Genomic DNA, 19,057 nt, shown 5'->3' on the forward strand with positions numbered 1-19,057 from the left:
CAGCGGTGCCTCACGGACGCGCCGGCGATGCACGTCATGCACCAGGAAACAGGCATGATCGCAGCCGCTGCAGACAGGGGGAATCCGGTCATCGGGTTCCAGCTGGAGCCGCAGCGTCTGAGGATCCAAAAACTCGTGGTGGGTAACGGTGAACCCTTTCCAGAACAGGTAGAGCGGGGTAGCATCCATGGCAACGGCGGTATCCGTAGGCTGACGTTTTGGCGAATATCAGCTTACTCGGATTTACCGCCGTTACTCTATCCCGCTACTGCCTAAGATCACTTCGTTTTCACGCCAGTCTGCGTAGAACCAAAAAAATGCTGGGTAAGATCAGTGCAATGGACAGATCTTTGCACTATAGGCGCCACTAGATGCCGCTATGTTTAAGACCTTTCAACGCGTAGCGTGGTGGTAAAACGCCGATAAGTCGCTTTCGAAGATACTCGTACCCCTAGGTGAGACGATCCCATGCCTGTTCCCCCATCCGCAAAATTCGTCGCTGCGCGTGCTCCCCCTTGGCTGGAAGCGCTTCCCGATTCTGCCGTTCTCATCGATGAGAGTGGCACCATCCTCGCTGTTAACGCTCATTGGCGGGCGTTCGCCCTGGCGAACGGGGGTGCCTCTCACGCCTATCTCGGAGAGAACTATCTCGCTGTATGTCCGAGTGTCCTCGGCGATGATGTTGGCGATCTACCCCTGCAGATGGAAGACGTTCTGAAGGGGACCTCCCATTCCCTGGAATGGGAGGTCCCCTGCCATTCTCCCTCGGAACGCCGATGGTTTCGGCTCACTGCCAGCCGTTACCAGGATCAGGGCAGAAATTACGCGTTGGTGATCCACCACGACATCAGCCATAGGCGCCTGGCTGACGAAACAGCCAAGGCTCACGAACAGCAACTTGAATCCATCCTCTCTCATACCCGCGAGGGCTTGGTAGTGATTCAGGGACAGGGGACCATTCGCTATGCTAACCCACGTGCGTGCGAGTTACTGGGGGATTCGCAGGAACATCTGATTGACCAGAACCTCAGGATTCCGATTCCTTGCTCGACCGGGCAGATTCTCGAAGTCCAACCCGCCGGCGATGAGCCACGGACGCTGGAAATCTACGACGTGCAGAGCGAGTGGGAGGGCGACCCCGCCTGGCTGGTTCATCTCCATGACATTACCGGTCAGGTGGCGGCTGAGCGAGCTCTGAAGGAGAACGAGGACCTGTTGGAGCGCACCAACCGAGTGGCCCGTGTAGGGGGCTGGGAAACTGACATGATCACCGGGGAACTATGGTGGACCTCCGTGACCCGGGATATTCTCGAAGTCGACCGCACCGAGCCTGCGCCTCCCCTGAATGAGGCCTTGCCCCGTTTCTACAAGGGCGAAAGCTACCAACAGGTACGCACAAACCTGCAACACGCCATCGATCATGGCGTAACGGCTGATTTTGACACCCAACTCCAAACCGGAAAGGGACGGACCATATGGGTCCGCATCCAGGCCCAGCCGGAGATCCAGGATGGCAAAACCGTTCGCCTGCTCGGAACCTTCCAGGACATCACCGAGCGCAAGGAGCTGAAAACTCGACTGGCCGAGTGGGGAGCCGCGTTCGAGGCGGTCGGTGAAGGTGTCATCATCACCGATGCCGAAGATCGCATCTCGGCGGTGAACCCGGCCTTTACCACGATCACTGGATATTCGGAGGATGAGGTTCGGGGGTGTACCCCCAGCTTTCTGCAATTCGACGCACCCGGGGGCAATATCTATGAGCCGCTATGGGCCCAGTTAAAGGAGCAAGATCGCTGGCAGGGAGAAATCTGGAGTCGGCGCAAGGATGGGGAGGTATTCCCCACCTGGCAGACCATCAATTCGATCAAGGATGAAGCCGGCACTATTACCCACTACGTTTCCATTCTGACTGATCTCTCCCGGATCAAGCACGCCGAACAACAGTGGGAATACCTGGCCAATCACGACCCCCTCACCGGGCTGCCCAATCGTCGCCTATTCAAGGACCGCCTGGAACAGGCCGTGCTCCAAGCGCGTCGTTCGGGCGAAACCTTTGCGGTCCTCCTGCTGGACATGAATGACTTCAAGGCGCTGAACGACGGTTTCGGCCACGACATCGGCGATCAAGCCTTGAGGGCGCTGGGCACCCGCGTCAAAGGTCTCCTGAAAGAAGATGACACCCTGGCCCGATGGGGCGGCGACGAGTTGCTCCTGCTTGTCCGAGATCTGGCGGATCCCACAGCCGCCTCCCCGCTGGCCGAGCGGGTCCTGGATGTACTGGAAGCCCCCTTGGTCATCGGGACTCAGGAATTCCGATTGACCGCCAGCATAGGCATCGCCATAGGGTGTGCCCCCTTGGAATCTGCCTCTTCATTGATCATGCAGGCAGACGGGGCGATGTATTCGGCCAAGGACGCGGGGCAGCGGTTCGCCTTCTTCGCCAAAGAGGTGGGCGAGGCCGCGCGCGAACGAATATATCTCGGGACGGAACTTGCCCGGGCCCTGGAGTGGAATCAACTGGCGGTCCACTATCAGCCCCAGGTGGACCTTCACTCCGGCCAGTGCCTGGGCCTGGAGGCCCTGGCCCGCTGGCCCCATCCGGATGAGGGGTGGATCTCCCCCGCTCGGTTCATCCCCGTGGCCGAGCAGAGTGGATTGATCCATAAACTTGGGGAGTGGGTCCTGGAAACGGCGTGCCGACAAGCTGTGCAGTGGTTGGCCGATGGTTGGGATTTTGGTCGTATGGCGGTCAACATCTCTTCACAGCAACTGAATAGCAACAGTTTGATTGCCCAGGTCGATCGAGTGCTCAATAAAACCGGGCTACCGCCCACCCGGTTGGAATTGGAACTGACAGAATCCTCGCTGGTTGATCCCAGCATATCAGTCTCCAAGACCTTGGATGCCCTTCGATATAGAGGTATTCACATAGCGATCGATGATTTCGGAACCGGCTACAGCTCCCTGGGTTATCTCAAGGATTTGCCCGTGGACCGGTTGAAAATCGATCGCAGCTTCGTGGACGGGCTCCCGGAAGATAACAAGGCTCGAGCGCTCGTCGAGACGGTCATGACTCTCGGTAGCAAGTTGGGATTTCAGGTCTTGGCAGAGGGGATAGAAACGCCGGCTCAGCACCAAGATCTGCTACAAGCAGGCTGCTTGGCGGGTCAGGGCTATCTTTTTGCAAAACCTCTTGATCCTGAAAGCATTTGGGCACTTAAATTTCCGTTTCAAGTGCCATTCGGGATAGCGTAAGTTGCAGACGCTTGGCTCGCGAGTTGCCAGTTTGACGTAAGCGAATACGCTCGCGTGGGACCGGCCCGCTAACACAACCTGACACGGCATGCTGCTTGACTACATGTACTTGGCGGTCGTGCTGGACGTGTTCAGCCGCCGCATCGTTGGCTGTGGGCTGGGCCATGACCACGGACATGAAACACGGTTAATGCTGGACGTGCTGGAAATGGCACTCACTCAGCGGCGTCCCGAGGGTGTCCTAAACTACTCCGTCCAAGGTGCCCCAGGCCGGCGTTCGAACTTTGATGGAACCTGTAGGTGATTGCTACGGTAACTTAATACCCGAGATTTACTGATAGTCCCGTGTGAGAGCACCTCAGAGATTCCCATAAGACAGCCACCAGGCTGCTAAGCTCGGTGTGAGTATATCAGGTATGCGACGTCAACTACCTTGACCTACGCATTGCCTCGCCGAAATGGTTACCCAAAGTAACCCCTGGCAGGCAAGAGCTGATTGGCGTTCTGCGAGAGCGCTTTGCGCAGGGATCTCGTGAAGAGAAAGGTCGGATCCTCGACGAGTTCACCCTGACCAGTTTGGGCCACTCCTGTTCACTCTTCAAGCACTGTCGGCAAGGCGATCTCCATGCCGAGCAACAGAAAGGAGAGCGTCTTGCCGTGACCGTCCAGATTCAACGCCCCATTGACCCCGCCCTGCAGCACATCGTCGAGCACCAGGTTCATCCCGGCGAGACCCGGCAATGGATAGCGCCGCACCTGGCTGACGCCGCGGTGGGCGAACAGCGCCTGTACCCGACCCTCGGTGACCTGAGCGAGCAGAATCTCGTAGTGACGGGGATCGTAGGCGAACAGCGCCAGGTTGAGCCGCTCGCCCTTGTCGCCGGCACGGGCGTGCGCCAGGCGGTGCAGCGAGATCATGTTCACATCATCACTGGGCGCCATGGCCGTGACTCCTTTGGTCATTCAGCGGGGTGCCATACAGGGTGGCGAAGGCCTCGACGTCGCTGCGCTTGACCAGGTAGGAGGCCGTGCAGATTCGTCGCTGGAACTGACGTCGCACACCGCCCCCGCCGGCCGGGCCGGCGCAATAGAGCGCCAGCAGCTCTTGAGTCGCTCGCTCCACCCAGCGCCGCTCCGGGTGCCCCACCGCGAGCCGCAGTCGGTAGTCGCCGTTCTCCTGTCCCGCTGTATGCCGTTGCAGGTCGCCGGTATCGCTGTCGAAGACGCTGGTGTGCCCGATGATGTCAAACCGCGAGCGCAACTCGGAGGGCGCGCGAAAGGTGAGCCGTTCGCGCAGCACCTCGGCCGCCAGCCGCGCTCGCCCGAACGCATTGGGGCCGGCGTAGGAGATCTCGGCCTCGCCCTGCCAACCGCCGGCGTAGCACACGGTAGTCTTGAGCCGCTCCGGCGCGGGCCTGCCGCGGATGCCGCTGACCGCGACCCGGTCGGGACCGATCTCGCGAACCCTGACGCCGGAGAGATCCACGATCACGTCCGGCGTCAGGTAGCCGCTCGGGTCGTGGACCTCGTAGAGCAGCTGCTCCTTCACCGTGCGCTCGGTCACGCAGCCGCCAGTGTCGGGCGGCTTGGTCACCACCAGGCTGCCATCCTCCTCCACTTCGATGATGGGATAGCCCACCGTGGCCAGGTCAGGCACGTCCTTGAGCCCCGGGTCGGCGAAGTAGCCGCCACTCACCTGGGACCCGCACTCGCCCAGGTGCCCTGCCATCGTGCCCGCCGCCAGGCGGTCCCAATCGTTCCAGGCCCAACCGAAGTGGTGCATCAGCGGGGCCAGGAACAGCGACGGGTCGGCCACGCGACCGGTCACGACCACCTCGGCACCCAGTGCCAGCGCCTCGACCAGAGGCGCGGCACCAAGGTATACGTTGGCCGAGATCAGCGCCTCCTCACCGGGCATCTCGCCGCTCTCCCCCTCCCAGCGCTGCAGATCGATACGGGAGAGGCGCGAGCGGATGTCGTCGCCCTGCACGTGACCGATGCGAATATCAGCCCGCCCCGCCTGCTCGGCAAGCAGCTTTACCCGTTCGCAGGCTCCTGCTGGATTGGCGGCACCGAAGTTGCCTAGGATGGCGATGCCGTTGGCCAGGCAGTCGTCGAGCACGGGCTCCAGCAGCTCGTCGAGCAACGGCTCGAAGCCAGCGTCGGGATCGTCATGCCGCGCGCGGTGGGCGGCAGCCAGGGTTCGCTCCCCCAGGGTCTCGAAGAGCAGAGCGGCGGGCTGGCCGCGGCGGATCAGCTCGGCCACCACGGGAATCGCCGCATCGGTGCGGTCACCGGAGAAGCCGGCACCGCTGCCCAGCAGAAAGGTCATGGGGATGTCTCCTTGGCGGGCATATCGCGCGGTGTGGGGCCAGCGGCTATCGGCCGACGCCGTCGCAGCGCATACATCCCCGCCAGTGCCAGCAGTGCCGCCACCGTCGTCAGCCAGCCCGGCGTCAGTGCCAGGCCGATCACCACGATCAGACCGATGATATCCAGGGCGCGCTTGCCGGTTATCGCCACGCGTGACATCAGCGAGGCGAAGGCGATCACGAAGACCACGCCCTGGCAGATCGCCAGCGCGATATCGACCGCCCCACTGAAGCCGGCCAGCGCCGGATAGATCAGCAGCAGGAAGGGAATGACGTAGATCGCCGCTGCCAGGCGCACGGCCTCACCGGCCGCCGGTAGCCAGTTAGTGCCGGCGATACCCGAGGCGACAAACACCGCCACGCACACCGGCGGTGTGATGACCGAGAGGGTAGCGAAGTAGAACACGAAGAGATGTGCGATCAGAGGCTCCACGCCGATGGTGGTCAGCGCCGGTGCCAGCACCGAGGCCACCAGCACGTAGGCCGCGGTGGTGGGAATGCCCATCCCCAGGATCAGGCACACGCCGCCGACGATACCCGCCACCAGGAACAGCGACTCGCCGCCGACGTTGACGATCAGGCTGGCGAGCGTCACGCCGATACCGGTCATGCCGATCATCGCCACCAGGATCTGCGCCCCGGCCAGCAGCACACCGATGATCACCATGCCTCTGCCGGCATCCATCAATCCCGACAGCAGCTTGCCGAGGATCTCCTGTAACGGCGTTCTTGCCAGCAGGGCAAAGGGCACGAAGGTGAACACCGTCATCATGATGCCGTAGAAGGCCGAAAGCTGGATGGAACGACCGTTGAGCACGCCGAAGAAGAGACCGCCCAGTGCCGCGAGGATCGGCACGATGCGCTCGGGGCGCAGCACGTCGCGCCAGCCGGGCAGCTCATCGGCCGGCACCACACGCAGGTTGCGCCGCTGTGCGACCAGATGGATGGTCAGGAAGACCCCCAGGTAGAACAGGATCGCCGGCAGCAGCGCCGCCAGGGCGATACGCAGGTAACTCTCGCCGAGGATCTCGGCCATGATGAAGGCCGCCGCCCCGAGGATCGGCGGCGCGATCTGACCACCCGTCGAGGCCACGGCCTCCACGGCAGCGGCGAAGGGTCGTGGGTAGTCGAGCCGCTTCATCATGGGAATGGTGAAGTTGCCGGTGGTGGCCACGTTGGCCACCGCGCTGCCGCTGACCATGCCGAAGAGCCCCGAGGCGACCGTGGCCACCTTGGCGGCCCCGCCTGGGGAACGGCCGCTGATGCGCAGCGCCAGAGCCATGAAGGTCTGACCGCCGCCCGTGTGCAACAGCAGGCTGCCGAACAGCACGAAAGCGGCAATGGTGGTCGCGGCCACGCCCGTCAGCATGCCCCAGACCCCGAGATCACCGAGGTAGATGGTCTCGGTGATGTAGACCAGGTCGAAGCCGCGGTGCCCCATCGGGCCGGGAATGGCGGCGCCGAACCAGGCATAGCCCAGGCCGGCCACCACCAGCAGTGGAAAGATCAGGCCGATGGCGCGCCGCGACAGCTCGAGGATCGCCACCAGCAGCACCCCGGTGAAGAGCATGTCGCGGGTCGACGCCCAGGGCAGCTCCACCAGGATGCGCTCGGCGTTCATCGCCACGTAGCCACAGGCGAGCACGGCCCCCACCGCCAGGACGAGATCGAGGGCGATGCCCAGGGGGCGCCAGCGCGTGCCGGCCCCCAGCGGATAGACCGTCAGCCCCAGCAGGATCACCAGCGCAAGGAAGATGCTGCGCTGGATCAAGCTCTCGAAGGGGCCAGTGGCGGCGGTATACAGAATCAGCCCACCCAGCGTGAGGGCCAGTCCCCGGGTCAGATGCTCGCGCACGGAAAGCTCCTGAAGCGGTCGTTATTCGACGGGCTGCAGGGCATCGGGGATTTCCATGCCTTGCTCTTCGAAGTAGCGTGCGGCGCCGGCATGCAGCGGTACGGTACCGACATCGAGGGTCATCTGCGCCATGTCGGCATCCTTGATCGCGGAGAAAGCGTTGGCCTGGGGCTCGGGATTCTCCATCACCGCCTTGACGATCTGGTAGGCGGTCTCTTCATCCATGTCCGGATGCGCGTGAACGGCCACGCCGAAGGCCCAGGTGGTGAAGGCCGGAATGCCGTCGGCGGCGCCCTCGGGAATGTCCACGACCGCGATATCGGGCATCTCGCTGCGCAGGGTATCGGCCTGCTCGTCAGTGAGCGACAGCACATTGATCGGTGTGAAGGTGGCGATGTCCATGGTCGAACCGTCAAGGCGATTGCCCACGCCGGACTTCACGTAGCCGGCAATGCGACCATCCTTGATGGAGTCGACCACGTCGGTGGTAGAGCCGCGCACGTAGTCGGGGGTGATCCCCAGCGTCTTCATGACCGCCTCGGTGGTGCTCTCGGTGGCCGAGCCGGTGATGCCCGGGTTGAGGCGCACCCCGTCCAGTTCCTGCATGCTCTCGACCCCGGCATCCTCACGCATCACCACATTCTGCGGCGCCACGGTGTAGACCCACAGCAGTCGCGTATCCACCGGACGCTCCTCGAAATCGCCCTGGCCGGCGTAGGCGTGATAGCCGGTGTTGGTGGTCACCAGCCCCATGTCCATCTGGTCGCGGCTGAGCCGGCGCAGGTTATCGACGGTGGCACCGGTCTCGGCAACGGAAGAGCTGACGCCTTCGAGTTCACTGTTGATGATCTGGTTGACCGCCACGAAGTAGCCATAGTGGCTCGACGAGCTGGAGGTCGAGCCGATCAGCAGTCGTTCCTGGGCAGGGGCGGAAGCGGCGGCGAGAAGTGCGGCACTGGCGGCCACGGCGGTAAGCAACGTTTTCATGGTGGTTGGCTCCTGGCCCGGTTACGGGCTTGTTGTTGTGACAATTCATGAGGTGAAACAGCGTCTCGTGGCGGTCCACGATCCACCCGGCGGCACTTCAGGAAGGTGCGTTGGGAGAGCGCCACTCAGCTCAGCGTGGTTGCCGCTCCCAATTTTGTACATTGAATTGTTTTTAAAACCTGTTTTACTTTCTAAATGAATCCCAGCATCCGACAGCTCGACGCCTTCGTCGCGGTGGCACAGTCGCGCAGCCTGGCCGAGGCCAGCGAGCGCATCCACCTCTCCCAGCCGGCCATCTCGATAGCCCTGCGTAAACTGGAGGAGACGGTGGGCGGTGCCCTGTTCTCGCGCAGCACCCGCCAGCTCACCCTCACGCCGGAAGGCGAAGCCTTCCTGCCGGTGGCGATACGCCTGCTGCATGACTGGACCGACGCCTTCGAGGATCTCGACGAGTTGTTCTCGAAGAAGCGCGGCAAGGTCTCAGTCGCGGCGCTGCCCACCCTGGCCGCCGGGCTGCTGCCGGACGTCATCGCCGCCTTCCACGACCGCTATCCACGCATCAATTTCGCCCTGCACGACGTGCTTGCCGAGCAGGTGAACATGATGGTGCGCGAAGGGCGGGCCGACCTGGGGCTCTCGGTGCCGCCTTTCGAATCGGAGGATCTCGCCTTCGAGCCGGTGCTGGAGGACCGCTACGTGGCCGTCTGCCCACTGGGTCACCCGCTGCTTGAACGACCAGAGGTCACTTGGCACCAACTGGCCGGCCACCCTTTCATCGGCATCAACCGGCTCTCCAGCTCGCGGCAGGATATCGACCGCATCATGGCCGAGGTGGGCGAGCCACTCGATATCATCTGCGATGCCAGCCAGATCGCCACCGTGGGGCGCATGGTGGCGGCCGGGGTGGGCATCAGCGTCCTGCCGAAGCTCAGCTTCCGCCAGATCGCCGGCCACGGCATCGACTACCGTCCGCTGGTATCTCCCGACGTAAGTCGTCCCCTCGGCATCGTCCAGCGTCGTCGGCATGCACTCTCCACCGCTGCAGCGGCCCTTCGCGAGATGATCATCGATGCCGCCCGTGTAAAGGACGCCTGAACTAGTGGGTCTTAATGGTTTGAACACAACGATAGCGCAACGGATGGCTCCCTTTTGCCGCTTCCTGCCGACATTGGTCTTGGGTCTGGTTGGTGGTGGCTTCGCCTACTGGCTACAAATGCCGCTGCCCTGGCTGCTCGGCGCCATGCTCGCCACCACGGTCGCGAGTCTCCTGGGTTGCCGGCTGCGCTCGCCGGGACATGCCCGTAAGGGCGTTTTGGTGGTGATCGGTGTGATGCTGGGTTCGGCATTCACGCCGGATATGTCCGGCGACCTATCTTTATGGGGGGCCAGTCTCGTCATCATGCTGCTGGCCACTGCCGTGATGATGGTTTTTTCCGTCTGGTTTTCGCGACGAATAGCCCACCATTCGCTGGATACTGCCCTCTATGCGGGCGTGCCCGGAGGCGTTTCGGCGGTTACCGGCATGGCGCTGGACTCGAACGCCGACCTGCGCGTCGTTGGCATGACGCATGCTGTGCGTATCCTGATCTTGCTGGCTGCCATCCCACCAGTATTAAAGTGGGTTGGCCATGTCAGCTTGCAACCCACCGGCATGAGCCTGAACCAATGGTTGTGGCTGCCCAGCCTCACGGATGCGGCGTGGCTCGCCGTTGCCGGTACGCTCGGCGTCTTGTTGGGGCAGCGGCTACGCCTTCCCAACGCCCTGCTGTTCGGCCCCGCCTTGATCTCAGCAGGTCTGCACCTGTCGGGTCTGACCCATGCGGTGCTCCCTCCCACCCTTATCGCCATGGCCCAAATCGTGATTGGCATCTCGGTGGGAGTTCGCTTTACCGGAACCTCACTGGCCGAGGTGGGACACACCCTTACCATGGCCACACTCCAAGCAGTGATACTGCTGCTGATCGCCATTTTGGCGGCGTGGGGTATCCACGCACTGACCGGGGTGTCGCTGGCGGCGGCACTGCTCGCCTATATGCCGGGCGGCGCGCCCGAACTTAGTCTCGTTGCGCTATCGCTGGGCATTGACCCGGCCTTCGTGACCTCGCACCACCTTCTTCGCATCACGGTGCTGATACTGGTGTTGCCTGTGTTGTTAAAGCATTTCCAGCTGGTGCGTGACTAGCCTGCTTTGTTCTGGTCAAGTCAGAGCGGACACATTTTCAAGCCGCAGCTGCCAATTCAACCTCCCTCGGCGTCTGGTAGCCCAGGGTCGAGTGGAGCCGGCAGCTGTTGTACTCACTCTCGATGTAGTCGATCACGTCCCGCCGTGCTGCCTGTCGGCTCGCATACCGCTGGCCTACCAGCCACTCGCTTTTTCAGTGAGTGGAAGAAGCGCTCCATGACCGCATTGTCCCAGCAGTTCCCTTTGCGGCACATCGGGGCCTGGAACCCGTACCGATCCAGTGTGGCGCGGTAATCACGTGACGGATACACTCCTATCGCCTACGGTGAGCGCTGCCGGAAGGACGCCGTTTGGCCCTCGAGGGGGTCGGTCGGAGTTTGCTATGATAACTCGATGGCCGAGAGCTTCTTTGCCACCCTGGAATGCGAACTGCTCGACAGGAAGCAGTTCGCCACGCCGGCAGAGGCGAAGCAGGCGGTCTTCGCGTTCATCGAAGGATGGTACAACCCACATCGCCGGCACTCGGCGTTTGGCTATGCCAGTCCTATACAGTTCGAGCGTCAGCATGCGGCAGCCTCAGGCTAAAGCCGTGTACCGTCCACTGAACCGGGGTAACTCCAAGGTGCTACTTGGACTATCTTTTAATATATTGCTAGAAGTTATAGAGCCAAAGTCGGCATGGGTAAAACATCCCGTCCTTGAACTAATTTTACGTCAGGCTCGAGGAGCAGCGCTATACTTAATTAATTTGACTACCTATAAGACTCAGCCAGCCTCAGTAATCGGTAAATCATCTGCAGTTTTCTCGCCGCCACCGTGAGAAAGCACAGAATCATGGCGTTGATGTCCCAAAGCCAAAAAAACACCTCGAGGAACTCAGGTGCCGTTTTCATTGGTTGCTCTTTACAAACGCCGCAGATAATGCGGGCCAAGAGCCTCAATATTCGTCACGCCTAGCAGCGACATGTTGCGCTCGAGTTCCTCACCGAGCAGCGTCACGGCCTTGGCGACGCCGGCTTCGCCGCCAATGCTCGCCGCGTAGTTGAACGGGCGACCCAGGAACACGAAGCTGGCCCCAAGCGACAACGCCTTCAGCACCTGGCTGCCGCGGCGGAAGCTGCCGTCGATCATCACCGGCACGGCCCCGTCTATCGCTTCCAGTACCTCGGGCAGCATGGTCAGTGGCGCTATGGTGTCATCGAGCTGACGACCGCCGTGATTGGAGACGATCAGGCCATCGGCGCCCACCGCCACCACCCGCCGCGCGTCCTCGGGATGCAGGATACCCTTGACCACCAGCGTGCCGGGCCAACGCGCGCGAACCCGCTCCAGTGTCGACCAGTCGAGATGCCGGCGCCCCGAGAAGTCCCGGTTGACGTTCTTCGCCAGCACCGGCACGCCACGGGTCGCCGTGCTGTTCTCGAAGTGCGGTACACCGTGAAGCCACAGGGTGCGCAGGAAGGTCCCAAACAGCCAGCGCGGTCGCACCAGGCCATCCCGGGCCAGGCGCAGGCTGGGCCGCAGCGGCGATGAGAAGCCAGCACGCCGATGATTCTCGGGATTGGGCGGTACAGCGTAGTCTACGGTGATTACCAGTTTGGTGAACCCGGCTCGCTCGACGCGCGCCAGCAGTGCGTCGATCTCCTTCGGGGTACCGGGCAGATAGGCCTGGAACCAGTCCGAGCCGTCCTGCCCCGCCAGCGTCTCCATGGGGATCAGCGAGGTCCCACTGACGATCATGGGGATCCCGGCGTCAGTCGCCGCGCGGGCCAGCGCCCGATCGCCGCGATAGGCCGTCAGGGCGCTGATACCCATGGGCGCGATACCGAAAGGGTAGGCATAGCGGCGCCCGAAGAGCTCTGTCTCGGTAGACACCTCGGAGACGTTCACCAGCACTCGCGGCAGGAAGGCGTAGTTATCGAAGGCCTCGCGGCTGGCCTGGGCGGTACCGCCATCCTCGGCCACGCTGGCCACATAGCCAAACAGTGGCCGCGGCAGGTGTCGTCGCGCTGCCCGTTCGAAGTCATCGAGGCTGAGGATGCGCGCCAACCGACGAGCACTCATCGCGCGCCTCCCGACGCCACGGTCGACTTTCGCCAGGCGTCCTCATTGATAGCCGTGAGCGGACCGTCCCCGGCCAGCGCTCCCACCAGATTGTCCACCGCCAGCTGAGCCATGGCCTCGCGAGTCTCGTGGGTCGCCGAGCCGATATGCGGGGTGGCCACCACGTTGTCCATGGCGGTCAGCGGCGATCTCGCCAGCAGCGGCTCCTCGGCGAAAACATCGAGCCCGGCGGCGCGAATTCCCCCACGCTGAAGGGCTTCGATCAGCGCCGGTTCGTCGACGACTTTGCCCCGCGCCACGTTGATCAGCGCAGCCGAGGGCTTCATCCGCGCCAGGGCTGCGGCATCGATCAGGTGATGGGTGTCGTCATTGTAGGGCACACTGAGGCATACGATATCCGACTCCGCTAGAAGAGCGTCGAGCTCGAGACGCCGCGCGCCAAGGCTGGCCTCCAGCTCGGGCTTCGAAGAAGCTGCCGTATAGAGGATAGGCATGCCGAAGCCCATCGCACCTCGCCGAGCGATCGCCGCACCGATCCGCCCGGCTCCCACGATGCCCAGGGTCTTGCCATGCACGTCGACCCCGAAATGCTCGCGGCCGACATGTGTCTGCCACTCGCCATCTCGAACCCGGTTAGCCAGCTCCACCAGGCGACGCTGGGTCGCCATGATCAGCGCAAATGCCGTGTCCGCCGTGGTCTCGGTCAGCACATTCGGTGTGTTGCACAACAGGATGCCGCGCCGGTTCATGGCCGCGAGCGGCAGATGGTCGTAGCCCACCGAGATGGTCGATACCACCTGCAGCGCCGGTGCCTCGGTCAGCATCGCCTCGTCGAGTTCCAGCTTGCCGCCGATAAGCCCGTGGGCACGCGACAGGGCGGCAAGAAAATCGGCGCGGTTTTCATCGGTAACCTCTTCGAAGTACTCGACATCGGCGACCGCAGACAGCTCTGCCAACTGCGCCTCGCTGAGCCGGCGCACGGCGACGACACGCCAGGGCCTGGACGTCTCACCCATGACTCGCCGCCCCCAACCCCTCCATGCGGAACCCCATTTCCTCCAAGGAGGATACAAGCGTCGCAGCGCGCTCATCATCCAGCTCGACCAGCGGTGGACGCACGCGACGCCAATCGGCCACCCCGGAAAAGTGCGCCGTGGCGGCCTTCATGGCGGGAATCAGTGGATAGCGCTCGAAGAGGTCGCGCAGCACGTTGAGCGCCTGCTGACGATCGTCGGCGTCCTCGACCTGCCAACTCGCGGCAAGCCCCGCGATGGCGCCCGGGTTGACGTTGGCGGTGGCACTGATGCAACCGGCGCCACCGGCTCGAAGGGTATCCAGCAGGAAACGTTCGCTGCCGGCATAGACGGCGAAGTCGTCGCCAGCAAAGCTATCGATCAGCGCCTGGGTATGCGACCAGTCGCCCCCACTGTCCTTGATCCCGGCAATGGTACCGGGGAAGGCGTCACGCAGGCGTTCGATCAACTCGAGTGACAGCGGCACCTGGGCGACGGGGGGAATGTGGTAGAGATAGAGCCGCAGCCGGGAATCGCCCACCCGCTCGATCACCTCGCTATAGAAACGAAACAATCCCTCGTCGCTGACGCCCTTGTAGTAGAAAGGCGGCAGCATCAAAACGCCTGCACAGCCCGCTGCCACGGCCTCGCGGGTCAGCGCCACGCTGTCGCCGATGGCGCATTGTCCGGTACCGGGCATCAGGCGTGCCGGGTCGACACCACCCTCCACCAGGGCGCCCAGCAGTTGCTGCTTCTCTCCAACTGTCAACGAGTTGGCCTCGGAGTTGGTGCCGAACACCGCGAGTCCGACCCGGTGTGAGACGAGCCACTGGCAGTGTGCGACGAAGCGCCGGATATCCGCCGCCAGGTCGGCGCCAAAGGGAGTGATTACCGGAGACCAGACGTCTCCTCGCGTTTGGGACATGACGTTCTCCTTGTGCGGGTCACCGCCCATCAGTGCCAGCCTTCAATGGCGTAGCGGTCCAGCGCTTCCTGATCGAAGCCGAACCCCAGGCCGGGCGTGGTCGGCAACCGCAACCGGCCATCGACGAATTCCAGCTGGGTGTCCACCAGACGTCGGAAATTGAGCACCTGATCGTCAGCGAAGAACTCTACCATGCGCACGTTGGGTGCCGAGGCGACGAGATGGATGTGCAGGTCGTGGAACCAGTGCGGATAGATATCCACGCCGAAGCTCGCCGCCGTGGCGGCGATACGGCGAAACTCGGTGATCCCGCCGCATACAGCGGCGTCGGTCTGCAGGATCATGGCGCCTTCCTTCTCCAGCAGCTCGCGAAAGCGCCAGCGTCCGGCCTCGATCTCGCCGGTGGCCACCGGGACCGGGGTACGCTCCGCAAGACGGCGGTGGTTATCGATGTCGTCCGGGCTGAAGGGTTCCTCGATCCAGAAGGGGTTGTAGGGCTCGGCCATGCGCATGAAGGCCAGCGCCGAGGGCAGGTCCCGCCAGGCGTTGTTGGCATCCATCATCACCTGGATGTTGGGGCCTACGGCCTCGCGTACCGCCGCCAGCCGCGACTCCTCGCCGACCAGATCCTCTCGGCCGACTTTCATTTTCACCGAAGTGAAGCCTTGGGCAACGTAAGCGGCCATCTCTTCGCCCAGCATCGCGGGCGTCTTGCCGTCCAGGTAGTAGCCACCGCTGGCATAGGCCGGCACGCTGTCGGTGTCGCTGGCGCCCAGGTACTTGTAGAGCGGCAGGCCCGCCGCCCGGGCGTTGCGGTCCCAGAGGGCGGTATCGAGGATGCTGATGGCGCGCATCACCGAGCCGCAGCGGCCATGCAGCAGCGATTCCTGGTACATCGACTGCCACAGGGCTTCGGTGGCATGCGCATCCGCGCCCATCAGCACCGGCCGCAACAGGTCGCGCACCGCATGCGCCACCAGCGAGCCGGCATTGTTGCCCCCGTAGCAGAAGCCGATGCCGACATGGCCGTCGTCGCCCTGCACCTCGACCAGCACGTAATCACGCTTGAACACCTGGCGATTGGAAAAGCTGGTGGGGTTGTCCAGCGGCACGTTGACCGTCCTGGCTCGCACGTCGGTAATTGTTGTCATGACGAAGTCCTCGTGAAATTAAAGGGGGTAAATCACTCCACCTGCCCTCGGCCGCGCATTGCGCCGCGCAGCCAGCGGAAAAATGGCGTGGCTTGCAGCACCGATAGGACGGCGATGCACAGCAGCACCACAGCAATGGGGCTCGTCAGGAAGATGCCCAGGTTGCCCTGCCCGATCAGCATCGACTGCTGGTAGCTGGTCTCCATGACCGGCCCCAGGATCAGCCCGATCACCATGGGTGCCGGTGAGATATCGGACTTTTTCATCCAATAACCGAACAGTCCGAAGCCCAGCATGAGCCCCACCTCGAACAGGCTGTTGTTGATGGCGAAGGACCCGATCACGCACAGCGTGATGATCGCGCAGGCTACAAAGCTATCCGGCACCCGTGTGACGCTGACGCACAGCCGGGTGAACATCAGACCCACCAACAGCAACCCGATGTTGGCGAAGATCACCGCCCAGATGAGGGTGTAGGTCACGTCGCCGTAATCGGTCAGCAGATTCGGCCCCGGCAGGATGCCCTGTACCATCAAGGCGCCGAGCAAGATGGCGGTGGATGAGCTGCCGGGAATGCCAAGGGCGATGGTAGGAATCAACGCCCCCCCCACTACCGCATTATTAGCCGCCTCAGGGGCCGCCACGCCGGCGATATCGCCCTTGCCGAAGCGGCTCTTGTCATGGGCGAAACGCCGGGCCTCGTTATAGGCGAACCAGCTCGCGGTATCGCCGCCAGTGCCGGGAATCAGACCGGTGACGATGCCGATCCCACTCGAGCGGAGGATATTGGGCATCAACCGCCGTAGCTCGCGAAGCGATGGGATCAGCTTGTCGGTAATCTTGCTCGCCAACTTCTGAGTGCCGTGGGCGTTCTCGATCAGCACTAGCGCCTGGGGAATCGAGAACAAGCCGATCAGTGCCACGGTGAACTCGACCCCCGAGAACAGGTTAAGAATGCCAAACGTCATACGCGGCGTGCCGGTGACCAGGTCCATACCCACCGTGCTGACCAGCAGTCCCAGGGTACCCGAGAGCAGGCCGCTGACTATCGAGCCCTGTGAAAGCGTACCGATGATGGTGATGCCGAGTACGGCAATGGCGAACAGCTCAATTGGGCCAAACTCAAGTACCAGCACCCCAAGCAACGGCGCCGCGGTCAGCAATGCGATGCCGCTCAAGGTGCCACCGATAAAGGAGGCGAAAAGGGAGATCCCTAGCGCCCTGCCGGCCTGGCCCTGCTGCGACAGCGGATAGCCATCGAGCACCGTGGCGGCGGCTGACGGCGTACCGGGCGTACGCAACAAAATGGCCGCAATGGAACCGCCGTAAGAGGCGCCCACATATAGAGCGGCCAGCATGCTGAGCCCTGTGGCGGGATCCATGCTGAAGGTCAGCGGCAGCAGCAGCGCCAGGGCCATGGTCGCCGAGAGCCCCGGCATGGCACCAACGAAGAGCCCCAGCAGGGTTCCCCCCAGGATCAGTGAAATGTTGGTGAACGTGAGGACGTTACTCAGGCCCACCAGAACGAGGTTTTCCATATGACTAAGCTCCAGGAGCCAGTGCCAGGCACCGTGCGCCCCGCCCAGCCCATATCTGGCAGCAACGCCAGTAGGGCCAGGCAAGACGAGATACCCATCGGGGCTTCAGTGTCATGAGAGGAAAGGCGGCAATAACGGCACGGGAAGCCCGAGGAAGCCGATGAATACCAGGCAGACCATCGCCACCAACAGGACGATACCCACCAGGGCGAAACGCCAGGTGACATAACCGATCATCGCCAGCGATACCCCCATAAAGGCCACGGTGGCCAGCAGGTAGCCCACGAGCGAGATGGTGTAGATGTAGAGCGCGGCCAACAGGAAGACCACCATGGCCTTCCATTGCTTGCGCCGGCCGCCCGACTCTGCGGAGGCATCCTCGCCCCCGGCGATACTGTCCTCCGCAGGTAACTCCACCCCTTCGGCTACCCCCACCCGGCGGCGCCTCAGCATGCCGAGTACTTCCTGGCCCACCATCGCCGCTCCTAGCAGGGCCACGACGACCGAATAGATCAGGGGCATGTTGGCCGCCTTATCGGGATAGCCCAGCGCAGTGACATAGAAGGCTGCAGCAATGCCAATGGCAAATACGCCGAAGACCAGACGGCTCATATTCAACTCACACCTCCTTGTCGATCGCCGTGTTCCGATACCAGCAGAGCTTCTTACTGATTGACCTCATCCTTAACATCGGCCCAGATCTGTTCGAACTGCACCTCCATGTCCTGCATCATCTGGCCGTAGTCATCGCCGGTCAGGATATCGAGGTTCATGGCGCGTTCCTGGGCGACCTTCTGGAATTCCTCGTTGTCCTTGAGGCCCTCGAAAGCGGCGATCAGCTCTTGGCGTGCTTCTTCCGGAATACCGGCGGGAGCGCTGTAGCCGCGTGAGGAACCCGCCACCACATCGATATCCTTCTCGACCAGAGTCGGCACGTCGGGCAGCACCTCCAGGCGCTCGCGCGAGAACACCGCCAGTGGTCGCAGGCTGCCAGACTGGATATGCCCGTAGACGTTGCCCAGGTTGTTGAAGCTGGCATCGATCTTGCCGCCCAGCGCCGCGGTGGCCGAGGGGCCGTCGCCCTGGAAGGGCACCTTCTGGAAGCTCAGACCGGTCGCCTTCTCGATCATGATGGTCGAGAAGAAGTCATCCCCGCCGACACCCGAATTTCCCACCGTCACCTCACCGGGGCGCTCCTCGGCGGCGGCGAAGAAGTCTTCCACGGTCTGGTAGGGACTATCCTCGGGCACCACGATGATGCCGGGATCGGTCACCACGTTGGCGATAGGGGTCAGCTCATCGATCGAGTAGTTGATGGCATCATTCATGATGTAATTGGTCGCCAGCATCGGGGTGTTGGTGATGCTGATGACGGTGCCGTCGGCCGGCGACTGCTTGGCCAGTCGCGTCCAGGCGATCGCACCAGCGGCACCTGGGATATATTCGTTGATGAATTCTGCGCCAAGCGACTCACGCAGGAAGGGCTGGGTCAGCTGGGCCAGGGCATCACTGCCCCCACCCGCCTTGAAGCCCTGTAGGACCTTGATTTCGTCTCCCGCCGAGTACTCCGCTTGGGCGACCCCGGAGAGCATGAGGGTGGATAGGAGGGTGGCGGCGAATGCTCCACGTTTTTGCATGGTGGTTTCCTCGAATGCTGTTTGTCGTTGTGCTTTGGGTTGGCGTGCAAGCCACGCTTGCCTGAATCAACCTAGTAG

Annotated in this window: 14 protein-coding genes and 3 pseudogenes; 4 read left to right on the plus strand and 13 right to left on the minus strand. The window is 62.8% G+C overall.

The window, feature by feature from the left end:
• A pseudogene (locus BMY30_RS14375) lies at positions 1–189 on the minus strand (ISL3 family transposase); the annotation flags it as partial.
• Positions 190–468: 279 nt separating this feature from the next.
• Between BMY30_RS14375 and BMY30_RS14380 the strand changes: the two are divergent.
• A complete protein-coding gene (locus BMY30_RS14380; protein ID WP_089714929.1) occupies positions 469–3,255 on the plus strand; it encodes a sensor domain-containing protein in 2,787 nt (928 codons plus the stop codon).
• 591 nt (positions 3,256–3,846) lie between these two features.
• On the opposite strand, the gene BMY30_RS14385 is transcribed toward BMY30_RS14380, so the two are convergent.
• The 4 genes from BMY30_RS14385 to BMY30_RS14400 are packed head-to-tail and all read right to left on the minus strand — an operon-like array spanning position 3,847 to position 8,469.
• Positions 3,847–4,197: an AtuA-related protein gene (locus tag BMY30_RS14385; RefSeq protein WP_244516224.1), complete on the minus strand. Its 351-nt coding sequence runs from the start codon at positions 4,195–4,197 to the stop codon at positions 3,847–3,849.
• On the minus strand, positions 4,184–5,587 hold the full coding sequence (locus tag BMY30_RS14390) for an acyclic terpene utilization AtuA family protein (protein WP_089714932.1): 1,404 nt from the start codon (positions 5,585–5,587) through the stop codon (positions 4,184–4,186). The genes BMY30_RS14385 and BMY30_RS14390 overlap by 14 nt, the downstream gene beginning before the upstream one ends.
• The gene (locus BMY30_RS14395) at positions 5,584–7,482 is read right to left on the minus strand and encodes a TRAP transporter permease (RefSeq protein ID WP_089714934.1); all 1,899 of its coding nucleotides are present in this window, start codon (positions 7,480–7,482) and stop codon (positions 5,584–5,586) included. Before BMY30_RS14395 ends, BMY30_RS14390 begins: the two co-directional genes overlap by 4 nt.
• A 21-nt stretch (positions 7,483–7,503) precedes the next feature.
• Positions 7,504–8,469, minus strand: coding sequence for a TAXI family TRAP transporter solute-binding subunit (locus tag BMY30_RS14400; RefSeq protein ID WP_089714936.1), 966 nt, complete (start codon positions 8,467–8,469; stop codon positions 7,504–7,506).
• A gap of 195 nt (positions 8,470–8,664) precedes the next feature.
• Here BMY30_RS14400 and BMY30_RS14405 point away from each other — a divergent pair, with 195 nt between their 5' ends.
• Together BMY30_RS14405 and BMY30_RS14410 are read left to right on the plus strand one after the other, a co-directional pair.
• Entirely contained in the window at positions 8,665–9,564 is a 900-nt protein-coding gene (locus tag BMY30_RS14405) for a LysR family transcriptional regulator (protein WP_089714937.1), read from the plus strand.
• Between the two features lie 43 nt (positions 9,565–9,607).
• The gene (locus tag BMY30_RS14410) at positions 9,608–10,651 is read left to right on the plus strand and encodes an AbrB family transcriptional regulator (protein WP_089714939.1); all 1,044 of its coding nucleotides are present in this window, start codon (positions 9,608–9,610) and stop codon (positions 10,649–10,651) included.
• Between the two features lie 37 nt (positions 10,652–10,688).
• Here the strand turns inward: BMY30_RS14410 and BMY30_RS14415 are convergent.
• Positions 10,689–10,959 (minus strand): annotated as a pseudogene (locus BMY30_RS14415) (integrase core domain-containing protein); the annotation flags it as partial.
• On the opposite strand from BMY30_RS14415, the pseudogene BMY30_RS14420 reads away from it, so the two are divergent.
• Positions 10,958–11,236, plus strand: a pseudogene (locus BMY30_RS14420) (transposase); the annotation flags it as partial. The pseudogenes BMY30_RS14415 and BMY30_RS14420 overlap by 2 nt on opposite strands.
• A gap of 318 nt (positions 11,237–11,554) precedes the next feature.
• Here BMY30_RS14420 and BMY30_RS14425 read toward each other — a convergent pair.
• The 7 genes from BMY30_RS14425 to BMY30_RS14455 form a co-directional block, all read right to left on the minus strand.
• Entirely contained in the window at positions 11,555–12,715 is a 1,161-nt protein-coding gene (locus BMY30_RS14425) for an alpha-hydroxy acid oxidase (protein ID WP_089714943.1), read from the minus strand.
• Positions 12,712–13,731: a 2-hydroxyacid dehydrogenase gene (locus tag BMY30_RS14430; protein ID WP_089714945.1), complete on the minus strand. Its 1,020-nt coding sequence runs from the start codon at positions 13,729–13,731 to the stop codon at positions 12,712–12,714. The genes BMY30_RS14425 and BMY30_RS14430 overlap by 4 nt, the downstream gene beginning before the upstream one ends.
• Positions 13,724–14,653, minus strand: coding sequence for a dihydrodipicolinate synthase family protein (locus BMY30_RS14435; protein WP_089714947.1), 930 nt, complete (start codon positions 14,651–14,653; stop codon positions 13,724–13,726). The genes BMY30_RS14430 and BMY30_RS14435 overlap by 8 nt, the downstream gene beginning before the upstream one ends.
• Positions 14,654–14,682: 29 nt before the next feature.
• A complete protein-coding gene (locus BMY30_RS14440) occupies positions 14,683–15,804 on the minus strand; it encodes a mandelate racemase/muconate lactonizing enzyme family protein (RefSeq protein ID WP_089714949.1) in 1,122 nt (373 codons plus the stop codon).
• Positions 15,805–15,836: 32 nt separating this feature from the next.
• Complete coding sequence (locus BMY30_RS14445) at positions 15,837–17,342, minus strand: tripartite tricarboxylate transporter permease (protein ID WP_089714951.1); 1,506 nt, start codon at positions 17,340–17,342, stop codon at positions 15,837–15,839.
• Between the two features lie 111 nt (positions 17,343–17,453).
• Positions 17,454–17,954 (minus strand): tripartite tricarboxylate transporter TctB family protein, encoded by a 501-nt coding sequence (locus BMY30_RS14450; RefSeq protein WP_244516229.1) that lies wholly within the window; start codon positions 17,952–17,954, stop codon positions 17,454–17,456.
• 53 nt (positions 17,955–18,007) lie between these two features.
• Positions 18,008–18,979, minus strand: a complete 972-nt coding sequence (locus BMY30_RS14455) for a tripartite tricarboxylate transporter substrate binding protein (RefSeq protein WP_089714956.1) — start codon at positions 18,977–18,979, stop codon at positions 18,008–18,010.
• Positions 18,980–19,057: the final 78 nt, after the last annotated feature.

Origin of the sequence: Halomonas daqiaonensis, assembly GCF_900109725.1 — a bacterium.
In the GTDB taxonomy this organism is placed as follows: Bacteria; Pseudomonadota; Gammaproteobacteria; order Pseudomonadales; family Halomonadaceae; genus Halomonas; species Halomonas daqiaonensis.

Bases quoted from the DNA above. Each gene is read 5' to 3' on its own strand.
- BMY30_RS14380 (WP_089714929.1), top strand. From the start codon at position 469: ATGCCTGTTCCCCCATCCGCAAAATTCGTCGCTGCGCGTGCTCCCCCT.
- BMY30_RS14385 (WP_244516224.1), bottom strand. From the start codon at position 4,197: ATGGCGCCCAGTGATGATGTGAACATGATCTCGCTGCACCGCCTGGCG.
- BMY30_RS14390 (WP_089714932.1), bottom strand. From the start codon at position 5,587: ATGACCTTTCTGCTGGGCAGCGGTGCCGGCTTCTCCGGTGACCGCACC.
- BMY30_RS14400 (WP_089714936.1), bottom strand. From the start codon at position 8,469: ATGAAAACGTTGCTTACCGCCGTGGCCGCCAGTGCCGCACTTCTCGCC.
- BMY30_RS14405 (WP_089714937.1), top strand. From the start codon at position 8,665: ATGAATCCCAGCATCCGACAGCTCGACGCCTTCGTCGCGGTGGCACAG.
- BMY30_RS14410 (WP_089714939.1), top strand. From the start codon at position 9,608: ATGGCTCCCTTTTGCCGCTTCCTGCCGACATTGGTCTTGGGTCTGGTT.
- BMY30_RS14425 (WP_089714943.1), bottom strand. From the start codon at position 12,715: ATGAGTGCTCGTCGGTTGGCGCGCATCCTCAGCCTCGATGACTTCGAA.
- BMY30_RS14430 (WP_089714945.1), bottom strand. From the start codon at position 13,731: ATGGGTGAGACGTCCAGGCCCTGGCGTGTCGTCGCCGTGCGCCGGCTC.
- BMY30_RS14435 (WP_089714947.1), bottom strand. From the start codon at position 14,653: ATGTCCCAAACGCGAGGAGACGTCTGGTCTCCGGTAATCACTCCCTTT.
- BMY30_RS14440 (WP_089714949.1), bottom strand. From the start codon at position 15,804: ATGACAACAATTACCGACGTGCGAGCCAGGACGGTCAACGTGCCGCTG.
- BMY30_RS14445 (WP_089714951.1), bottom strand. From the start codon at position 17,342: ATGGAAAACCTCGTTCTGGTGGGCCTGAGTAACGTCCTCACGTTCACC.
- BMY30_RS14450 (WP_244516229.1), bottom strand. From the start codon at position 17,954: ATGAGCCGTCTGGTCTTCGGCGTATTTGCCATTGGCATTGCTGCAGCC.
- BMY30_RS14455 (WP_089714956.1), bottom strand. From the start codon at position 18,979: ATGCAAAAACGTGGAGCATTCGCCGCCACCCTCCTATCCACCCTCATG.